The organism is Duganella violaceipulchra (assembly GCF_019166075.1).
GTDB lineage: Bacteria > Pseudomonadota > Gammaproteobacteria > Burkholderiales > Burkholderiaceae_D > Rugamonas > Rugamonas violaceipulchra.
This window is the reverse complement of record NZ_JAHTGR010000046.1, coordinates 1-9,917: the sequence shown is the minus strand read 5'-3', so window position 1 is coordinate 9,917 and position 9,917 is coordinate 1. Positions and strand designations below refer to the sequence as shown.

The 9,917-nt window shown below is 66.6% G+C and carries 8 protein-coding genes; 3 read left to right on the top strand and 5 right to left on the bottom strand.

The window, feature by feature from the left end; genetic code table 11:
• The 3 genes from KVP70_RS32695 to KVP70_RS32685 all read left to right on the top strand — a co-directional run.
• A partial coding sequence (locus KVP70_RS32695) for a beta strand repeat-containing protein (protein ID WP_217946600.1) occupies positions 1 to 2,838 on the top strand: 2,838 nt, incomplete at its 5' end.
• A gap of 164 nt (positions 2,839 to 3,002) precedes the next feature.
• Entirely contained in the window at positions 3,003 to 5,186 is a 2,184-nt protein-coding gene (locus KVP70_RS32690) for a peptidase domain-containing ABC transporter (protein ID WP_307730302.1), read from the top strand.
• The gene (locus KVP70_RS32685) at positions 5,159 to 6,526 is read left to right on the top strand and encodes an HlyD family type I secretion periplasmic adaptor subunit (RefSeq protein WP_217946597.1); all 1,368 of its coding nucleotides are present in this window, start codon (positions 5,159 to 5,161) and stop codon (positions 6,524 to 6,526) included. Before KVP70_RS32690 ends, KVP70_RS32685 begins: the two co-directional genes overlap by 28 nt.
• A gap of 33 nt (positions 6,527 to 6,559) precedes the next feature.
• Here the strand turns inward: KVP70_RS32685 and KVP70_RS32680 are convergent, their stop codons facing one another.
• The 5 genes from KVP70_RS32680 to KVP70_RS32660 all read right to left on the bottom strand — a co-directional run.
• On the bottom strand, positions 6,560 to 7,465 hold the full coding sequence (locus tag KVP70_RS32680; protein WP_217946596.1) for an NAD-dependent epimerase/dehydratase family protein: 906 nt from the start codon (positions 7,463 to 7,465) through the stop codon (positions 6,560 to 6,562).
• A complete protein-coding gene (gene rfbC, locus KVP70_RS32675) occupies positions 7,462 to 8,019 on the bottom strand; it encodes a dTDP-4-dehydrorhamnose 3,5-epimerase (protein WP_217946595.1) in 558 nt (185 codons plus the stop codon). Before rfbC ends, KVP70_RS32680 begins: the two co-directional genes overlap by 4 nt.
• Before the next feature lie 14 nt (positions 8,020 to 8,033).
• Complete coding sequence (locus tag KVP70_RS32670; RefSeq protein WP_217946594.1) at positions 8,034 to 8,801, bottom strand: hypothetical protein; 768 nt, start codon at positions 8,799 to 8,801, stop codon at positions 8,034 to 8,036.
• Positions 8,801 to 9,421 (bottom strand): hypothetical protein, encoded by a 621-nt coding sequence (locus tag KVP70_RS32665; RefSeq protein ID WP_217946592.1) that lies wholly within the window; start codon positions 9,419 to 9,421, stop codon positions 8,801 to 8,803. The genes KVP70_RS32670 and KVP70_RS32665 overlap by 1 nt, the downstream gene beginning before the upstream one ends.
• An 8-nt stretch (positions 9,422 to 9,429) precedes the next feature.
• Positions 9,430 to 9,917 (bottom strand): DegT/DnrJ/EryC1/StrS family aminotransferase (locus tag KVP70_RS32660; protein ID WP_217946591.1); only part of this gene is annotated, 488 nt, incomplete at its 5' end.

Here is a 9,917-nt window from a genome sequence, read left to right as displayed (position 1 = left end):
ACCGACCAGATCGGCGCGCTGAGCACCGCGCAAGTGGCCGCTATGACCACCGCCAACCTGGCCTCGGGCCTGAGCACCGACCAGATCGTGGCCTTGAGCTCGAACCAGCTGGGCGCGCTGAGCACCGGTCAATTCGGCGCCCTGTCGACCCAGGACATCGCCGCCATCGAGACGGCCGACATCGTCGGCCTGAAGACCAGCATCATCGCCGCGCTGAAGACGGCGCAACTGGCGGCGCTGACCACCGACCAGCTGTCCAACCTGACCACCGCGCAAGTGGCGGCGATCACCACCGCCAACGTCGCGGCGCTGACCACCGACCAGGTCGTCGCGCTGTCGTCCACCCAGTTCGGCGCCTTGAGCTCGGCCCAGGTGAGCGCCTTCAGCACCAACGATATCGCCGCGATTGAAACGGCCGACATCGGCGCGCTGAAAACCGCCGTCATCGCCGGCCTGAGCACCAACCAGGCCAAGGCCCTGACGACCGACCAGATCGTCGCCTTCAGCAGCGTCCAGATCGGTGGCCTGAGCAGCGCTCAAATCGCCGCGCTGGGCACCGCATCGATCGCCGCGATCGAGACGGCCGACCTTGGCGCGCTGAAGACCGCCGCCATCGGCGCCCTGAGCACCGCGCAGACCGCCGCCCTGACCACCGACCAGATCGGTGCGCTGAGCACCGCGCAAGTGGCCTCCATGACCACCGCCAACCTGGCCTCGGGCCTGAGCACCGACCAGATCGTCGCCCTGAGCTCGAACCAGCTGGGCGCGCTGAGCACCAACCAGTTCGGCGCCCTGACCACCGGCGATATCGCCGCCATCGAAACGGCGGACATCGTCGGCCTGAAGACCGCCATCATCGCCTCGCTGAAGACGGCCCAACTGGCGGCGCTGACCACCGACCAGCTGACGGCGCTGACCACCGCGCAAGTGGCGTCCTTCACCACCGCCAGCGTCGCGGCGCTGACCACTGACCAGGTCGTCGCGCTGTCGTCCAACCAGATCGGCGCCTTGAGCTCGGCCCAGCTGAGCGCCTTCAGCACCAACGACATCGCCGCGATTGAAACGGCCGATATCGGCGGACTGAAAACCGCGGCGATCGCCGGCCTGAGCACCAACCAGGCCGCGGCGCTGACCACCGACCAGGTGGTGGCGCTGAGCGCGACCCAGGTCGGCGCCCTGACCAGCGCGCAAGTGGCTGGCCTGAGCACCGGCGCCATCGCCGCGATCGAAACGGCCGACCTCGGTTCGCTGAAGACCGCCGCCATCAGCGGCCTGCGCACCGCCCAGCTGGCCGCGTTGACGACCGACCAGGTCGGCGCGCTGTCGACCGCCCAGATCGCGTCGCTGACCACCGCCAACCTGGCCAGCGGCCTGACCACGGACCAGGTGGTGGCGCTGTCGTCGACCCAGCTCGGTTCGCTGAGCACGGCGCAAGTGAACGCGCTGGGCACCAGCGCCATCGCCGCCATCGAAACCGGCGACATCGGTGCGCTGAAGACCGGCGTCATCAGTTCGCTGAAATCGGCCCAGGTCGCTGCGCTGACCACCGACCAGGTGGTGGCGTTGAGCACCGCCCAGGTCGCCGCGCTGAGCACCGCCAACCTCGCCGCCGGCCTGACCACCGACCAGGTTGTCGCGCTGAGCTCGACGCAGGTAGGCGTGCTGAGCACCGGCCAGGTGGCCGCCCTGGCGACCGCCGCGGTCGCCGCGCTGGGCACCGAGGACATGGCCGCGCTGAAGACCTCGGTCATCGCCTCGCTGCAGACCGCGCAGCTCGCCGCGCTGACGACCGACCAGATCGTCGCGCTGTCGAGCCAGCAGATGCAGGCCTTGACGACCGGCCAGATCAAGGCGCTGTCGACCAACCAGCTGGTGGCCATCGAGACGGCCGACCTGGTGGGCCTGAAGACCTCGTCGATCGCCGCGCTGAGCACCGCGCAGCTGCATAGCCTGACGACCGACCAGATCCACTCGATGACGACCTCGCAAGTGTGCGCCATCACCAGCGCCCAAGTGCCTGGCCTGACCACCGACCAGATCGCGGCACTGCCTTCGCCACTGGGTACGCCGATCGTGCTGGACCTGAACGGCAACGGCATCAACACCCTGGGCCTGGCGGCCGGCGTGAACTTCGACCTGCTGGCTAACGGCAGCAAAGTCAACACCGGCTGGGTGGGCGGTGGCGACGGCCTGCTGGCCCTGGATCGCAACGGCGACGGCGTGATCAACGACGGTAGCGAGCTGTTCGGTTCCGGCACCACGCTGGCCAACGGCCAGAAAGCCACCAACGGCTACACCGCGTTGGGCGAGCTCGACACCAACGCCGACGGCGTGGTCGACGCCAAGGACAGCGCCTTCGGCAATCTGCGGGTCTGGGTCGACGGCAATGCCGACGGCGTCAGCCAGGCGGACGAGCTGAAATCGCTGGCCGACCTGGGCATCACCAAGCTGAACCTGGATGCGAAACAGAACGCGTCGCTCAACAATGGCAACATTGTGGGCATCACGTCGACCTTCGAAACCAGCGACGGCGCCAGCCACGCAGCGGCGGACGTCTGGTTCCAGATGAGCAGCACGGCGGCGACCAGCCTGAGCGCCTCGGTCAGCGACCTGTCGGCGGCGATGTCGAGCTTCGACGCGGCGGCGACGACGGTGACCACCACCGCCAAGCTGGAAGTGCCGAACAGCGTCAACACGGCAGTGGCCGCGATGGCGGACGCGATCAGCAATTACGACAACAAGCTGACCGCGACCAGCAACGCCGCCGCCACCGACGATGCGCTGCGACTGAAAGCGCTGCAAGGCGGCAACCACAGCGGCTTCCTGGCTGCCAAGTAACCAGCTTCCGATAAGGAAGTAAGGACGGCAAGACCTGCGGGTCTTGCCGTTTTTTTTTGAGCCGGCGAACAGGGCGGTAAACCGGTCGGTATTTCAGCAACACAAAACCCTCCGCCAGGCACTGCACTAGGTTAGAATCCGAAGGCTGGCTCGATAGTGCGCCAATGCAAGTTTTAACCTTGATCAGGCTTATGCACGATAAATTTCCCCATACCGCGATACAGTGTTTGACGGCCATCGCGCAGCATCACGGTTTGCAAATCAATCCGGAACGTCTGATCGACGACTACGCGCTGCGCGCGGAAGAGCCGGGCAACGGCGCGCTGCTGCGCATCGCCTCCGACATCGGCCTCAAGGCCAAGGCCGACCGCCTGACCTGGTCGCGCCTGATGGCCCAGGGCGGCGTGTTCCCGCTGATGGCGCGCCTGAACGACGGCAATATGGTGATCGTGGTCGGCGTCAAGCCGGGCGACGACACCGCCGGCGCCGAGGACACCGTCGCCGTGCTCAACCCGGCCAGCGCCAACGCCACCGTGGTGATGGTGGCGCGCAGCGAGTTCGAGCGGCGCTGGGGCGGCGAAGTGCTGTTCATCAAACGCCAGCACAAGCTGTCCGACCCCAACCAGCCGTTCGGCCTGCGCTGGTTCATCCCCGAGATACTCAAGCAGAAGGCCGCGTTCCGCGACATCTTCATCGCCGCCATCGCCATGCAGCTGCTGGCGCTGGCCTCGCCGGTGTTCTTCCAGCTGGTGATCGACAAGGTGCTCACCCACCAGAGCGTGACCACCTTGCAGGTGCTGGGCGTGGGCATCGTCGCCGCGCTGGTGTTCGACGCCACCTTCGGCTTCCTGCGCCAGACGCTGACCCTGGCCGCCTCCAACAAGATCGACATGCGGCTCACGCGCCGCGTGTTCGGCCACCTGCTGTCGCTGCCGATCGACTTCTTCGAGACCACCAGCGCCGGCGTGGTCACGCGCCACATGCAGCAGCTGGAAAAGATCCGCAACTTCCTCACCGGCCGCCTGTTCTTCACCGGCCTGGACCTGATCGCGCTGGTGGTGTTCGTGCCCATCCTGTTCAGCTATTCGTTCAAGCTGGCGATGATCGTGCTGCTGTTCGCCGGCCTGATCGCCTGCGTGGTGATGGCCATGGTGCCGACCTTCCAGCGCCGCCTCAACGCGCTGTACGCGGCCGAGGGCCAGCGCCAGGGCATGCTGGTGGAGACCATCCACGGCATGCGCACCGTCAAGGCGCTGGCGATCGAACCGTCGCAGCGCCGCATCTGGGACCAGCGCTCGGCCGAGGCGATCACCATGCACTTCCGGGTCGGCCAGATCTCGATCGCCGGCAACGCCGTCACCGACTTCCTCGGCAAGCTGCTGCCGGTGACGCTGATCGTGGTGGGCGCCGCCGACGTGTTCGACAGCACGCTGTCGGTGGGCGCGCTGATCGCCTTCCAGATGCTGTCGGGCCGGGTCACGCAACCCTTGATTTCCATCGTCGGCCTGGTCAATGAATACCAGGAAACCGCGCTGTCGGTGCGCATGCTGGGCGAGGTGATGAACCGCGCGCCGGAAGGGCGCGCCGGCGCCAACGGCCTGCGTCCCATCCTGCAGGGCGAGATCCGCTTCGACGACGTCACCTTCCGCTATCCGGGCGCGCAGGCGATGGCGCTGGACAAGGCCCGCTTCACCATCGAGCCGGGCACCGTGGTCGGCATCGTCGGCCGCTCCGGCTCCGGCAAGACCACCTTGACCAAGCTGATCCAGGGCCTGTATCCGGTGCAGGAAGGCATCGTGCGCTTCGACGGCATCGACGCCCGCGAGATCGAGCTGTCGCACCTGCGGCGCCAGATCGGCGTGGTGTTGCAGGAGAACTTCCTGTTCCGCGGCACGGTGCGCGAAAACCTGTCCGTCACCAAGCCGGACGCCACCTTCGAGGAACTGGTGGAAGCGGCCGCCGCCGCCGGCGCCGACGAGTTCATCGAGCGCCTGCCGATGGGTTACGACACCATCCTGGAGGAGAACGCCTCCAACCTGTCCGGCGGCCAGAAGCAGCGGCTGTCGATCGCCCGCACCCTGGTGGCCAAGCCGCGCATCCTGATCCTCGATGAAGCGGCCTCGGCGCTGGACCCGGAGTCGGAAGCCATCTTCATCAACAACCTGTCGAAGATCGCGGTCGGCCGCACGGTGGTGATGATCTCGCACCGCCTGTCGACCCTGGTCAACGCCGACAAGATCATGGTCATGCAACAGGGCCGGCTGGTGGACGCCGGCCGCCACGAAGAACTGCTCACCAGTAGCGACACTTACCAGCACTTATGGAACCAGCAAACAAGTCACCTCTAAGCCTCAAGCGCCGCCGCAAGGACGAGACCGAAATCGAGTTCCTGCCCGATGCGGACGCCATCGAGCGCGGCCCGCTGCCGAAGTTCGTGCGCCTCACGCTGCACGTACTGATCGGCGCGTTCGCCTTCTTCATCCTGTGGGCCAGCTTCTCGCCGGTGGAGAAGATCGTGGTCGCCCACGGCCGCCTGGTCAATCCGTTGCCCAACATCGTGGTGCAGCCGCTCGACACCTCCATCATCCAGAGCATCGAGGTGCGGGTCGGCCAGGTGGTGAAAAAAGGCCAGGTGCTGGCCCGTCTGGACCCGACCTTCACCGCCGCCGACGAGCAGCAGCTGCGCGTGCGGCTCGACAGCCTGGACACCCAGACCGCCGGCCTGCGCGCCGAGCTGGCCGGCCAGCCGGGCGCCGTCACCAACGGCAAATCGAACGCCGACACGCTGCTGCAGGCGCAGCTGTCGAACGAGCGCAAGGGCAATTTCGAGGCGCAGAAGACCAAGATGGACCAGAACATCGCGCGCCTCAAGGCCGGCCTGGAGACCAACAAGCACGACCAGGTGATCCTGGCCCAGCGCGTCAAATCGCTGCGCGAAGTGGAAGCCATGCAGGAACAGCTGATGGCCGAGCAGTTCGGCGCCAAGATGCACCTGCTGGAAGCGCGCGACCGCCGCCTCGAAGTCGAGCGCGACATGGACCTGCAGCGCAACAAGGCGGTCGAGATGGCCAGCGAGCTGGCGTCGGCCCAGGCCGAGCGCGCCGCCTTCGACAAGAGCTGGCGGCAGAAGACCATGGAAGACCTGCTGAGCGCCTCGCGCGACCGCGACGGCATCAACGAGCAGCTGGCCAAGGCCGACAAGCGCCACAGGGCGATCAACATGGTGGCGCCGGCCGACGGCGTGGTGCTGGAGATCGGCAAGCTGTCGGTCGGCTCCATCGTGCGCGAGGCCGAGCCCCTGTTCACGCTGGTGCCGCTGGGCGCCGAGCTGGAGGCGGAAGTGCAGATCGATTCGCTCGACATCGGCTACATCAAGCCGGGCGCGCTGGTGCACCTGAAGGTCGACGCCTTCTCGTTCCAGCAGCACGGCATGTTGGACGGCAAGGTGCGCACCATCAGCCAGGACGCCTTCAAGCGCGAACAGAGCGACAAGAACGGCGGCGGGCTGGACGCCTACTACCTGAGCCGGATTCCCTACACGGGCAAGCTGAAGAAGATGACCCCGGGTTCCCAGCTGCTGCCGGGCATGACCTTATCGGCCGAGATCGTGGTCGGCCACCGCACCGTGATGTCCTACCTGCTGTACCCGCTGACCCGGGCGCTGGACGAATCGATCCGCGAACCGTAACGAATTTCGCCGGCGCCTGCGCCGGCTGGCCGGTCAGGAAGCGGCGTTGTGGAACAGCGCCAGTCCGGTGGCCAGGTCGGTTGTGGGCTGCCAGCCGGGCAAGGCCTGGTAGGTGCTCCATGGAACCATCACTTCGCGCTCGCGGTAGGGGCGGCCGCCCCAGGCGATCGCCAGCGGCTTGCCGCTGACCTGCGCATACAGCGCGGCGAGTTCGCGCAACGGCAGTGCGTTGCCGCTGGAGACGCCATACTCTTCCATGGCGTTTTGCTGGCGGCCGTCGGCCAGCCGTTCATACGCGGTGATGAAGGCCTGCACCGCATCGTCGATGTAGACCAGGTCCATCAGCTGCTCGCCCGGCGACATGCCCAGCGAGCTGCCTTCCAGCGCCACCCTCTTGAGCAAATTCAGCACCTTGGGCCGCGGATCGCCGGCGCCGTAGGTGTCGAACAATTTCAGCGTCACCACCCGCAAGCCGTGCACTTCGACGTAGTAGCGCAGCAGCGCGCTGAAGGCCTGCTTGGTGGCGGCGTACAGGCAGACCGGGTTGTACGCCTCGTCCTCGTAGTGCTCCCACGAGGTGCCGGTGTTGACCAGGTGGCGCACGCCGCAGGCGGCCATCGCTTCGGCCAGCTGGGTCGAGAACAGCAGGTTGGACTGGATCAGGCGCGTCACATCTTCCGGCTTGTGCGTGGCCAGGAACAGCGAGGCCAGATGGAACACGGCTTCCGGCGCGGCGGCGCGCATGATGTCGATCAGTTGCAGCGTGTCGCCGTTGTGGCGGTGCAGATGCAGCCGTTCGCCCTCCGGCGGCAAGCCGGCGCTCGACGAGCCTTCGCGCAGCAGCAGGTGCACCTCCCAGCCGTCGGCCAGCAGGCGGCGCGTCAGCGCGGCGCCGACAAAGCCGCTGGCGCCGGTCAGCAGGGCGCGGCGCGCGCTCATGGCTGGCCGCCGTCAAACACGAACGGCGTGTCGAAATCGGCCAGCGCGCCGAACTGGCGGTCGCGCGCCGACATGATCGGCTCCTTGACCGGCCAGTCGATGCCGGCCTTGTCCCACGCCAGCCCGGCATCGTGGTCCGGGGCGTAGGTGGCGGTGACCTTGTAGACCATCATCGCCGGTTCCTTCGGCGTGCAGAAGCCGTGGGCCAGGCCGCGCGGCAGGTATAGCATGTGGCCGTTGGCGGCGCTCAGTTCCAGCATCAGGTTGTGGCCGTAGGTGGGCGAGCCGCGCCGCAAGTCCAGCGCCGCGTCCATCACCGAGCCCTGCACGCAATACACCAGCTTGGCGTGGTCGTGCGGCGGGGTCTGGAAGTGCAGGCCGCGCACCACGTTGCGATGCGAGGCCGAGTAGTATTCCTCGGCATAGTCGGTGGCCAGGCCGTGCTCGCGGAAGATGTCTTCGTGGAAGACCTTGACGAAGCTGCCGCGTTCGTCGCGTCGGATGTCTGGGATGATCAGGAAGCAACCGGCGATGTCGGTGGGGACAATTTTCATGGGGTTGTTCAGTGTCAGGGACGTGGAAGTTTGGCGTCGAGCAGCACCAGCGGGCGCGAGATCACCTGGTCGGCGCCCCACGCGAGGATGTGCTTGGCCAGCAGGAAGGCTTGCAGCCGCTCGCAGCAGAACGCCATGCTGCGCGCCAGATAGCCTTCGCGCTCGATGTGGTGATGGCGATAGTAGCGCGACATCACCAGTTCCAGCGCGTGCACGATCTCGACGAACCAGCTCACCGGGATGTAGGCCACGGTCGGCGCCGGGATGAAGGTATTGCCGCTCAGGAAATTGGCGGCCTCGAGATCGGTGATGACGCCGCAATCGATGGCGTCGCCGAAGAAGGTCAGCAAATCGCGCAGCACGCAGCTGGACTGGTATTGCTGCATGATGGAGCCGGCGAACGTCACCGCGATCGGCACGATCGGCGTCTTGCCGTCGGCGTAGAAGTGTTCGGGCCGGACCTGGGCCAGCACGTCCGGATGGGCATGGTAGTTGAAGCCCGCCAGCGTGCCGACCGGGTCGGTCAGCGCGAAACGGCGATAGTGGCAGAAACCGACAAAGCCCTCGGCCTTGCTGGCGATCAGCATGCGGCGGATTTCAAACAGCGCCAGGTACTCGCCAAGGTAGCGGTTGCGCAGCGCCTGCTCGGGCGTCAGCAGCTTGCTCATCGCCAGGCCGGACTCCGGCACGTAGTCGCCGGAGCCCAGCATGGTCATGAAGTTGGGCATCTTCCAGTCGAAAGGCGCGTGGGCAATGCAATAGTAGAGCGGTGTATCGTTCATCACGCGGGCATGGCTTTGATCAGGTAGTGGGAAGGCTGGGCGTCGTCGATCAGCACGTCCAGCGGCACGCCGGTTTGCGCGGCGCGCAGCTGCAGCGCATCGGCCACGGCCGGCGGCAAGGGCGCAGGATTGAGCATGACGCCGTTGACGACGCGGAAGCCGTGTTGCTCGAACAGGGCCAGGATGCCGTCTATGCCCAGGTGCTGGCGCGGCTGCGCGGCCGGCGCATTCCAGTAGCGGGCGTTGGCGATGCGGGCGACGATGCAGGCGTCGCACTGGATCACCTTGCGCACCTGCGCCAGCACCTTGCCGGGCTCCTGCAATTGCTCCAGCGTGCCGTCGAAGATCCAGCCATCGGCCCATTCCAGATGTTTGTAGAAGGTGTCGCCGGCGTGCTCCAGGTCGACCTGGTGTACGCGGTCGGCGTACTCGCGCGCCTGCTGGGCCTGCGCGGCGTCGGCGTCCGCCACCAGCCATGAGCTGGCCGGATAATTGGCGCGGTACTTGCGCGCCAAGGCGCCGTCGGTGGCGCCTGCCTGCACCAGCAGGCGGGCGTTCTGCGGCAGCGTCGACAGGTAGGGCCCGAGATAGGCGTGGTGGGAGGGTTCCGGCAAACTCATGGCGGCCTTTAGAAGTTCACGCCAAAGAAGGCTTCGAGCTTGTCGACCGCAAAGTCCAGCATCTCGCGCGTCAGACCGGGGAACACACCGATCCAGAAGGTGTCGTTCATCACGCGGTCGGTGTTGGTCAGTTCGCCCGAGACGCGGTAGTTGCGGCCGATCATGTAGGGCTGGCGCGTCAGGTTGCCGGCGAACAGCAGGCGGGTGCCGATCTTGTGCTGGTCCAGGTAGGTCAGCAGGTCGACGCGCGAGACGTTCGCCTCCGGCTTCAGGGTCATCGGGAAGCCGAACCACGACGGATCGGAATGCTCGGTCGCCTCCGGCAGGATCAGGAACTCGGCGCACGACTGCAGCCGCTCCTTCAGGTAGGCGAAGTTGTCCTTGCGGGCCTGGATGAAGCCGGGCGCGCGGTCGATCTGGGCCAGGCCGCAGGCGGCCTGCATGTCGGTGATCTTGAGGTTGTAGCCCAGGTGGCTGTAGGTGTACTTGTGGTCGT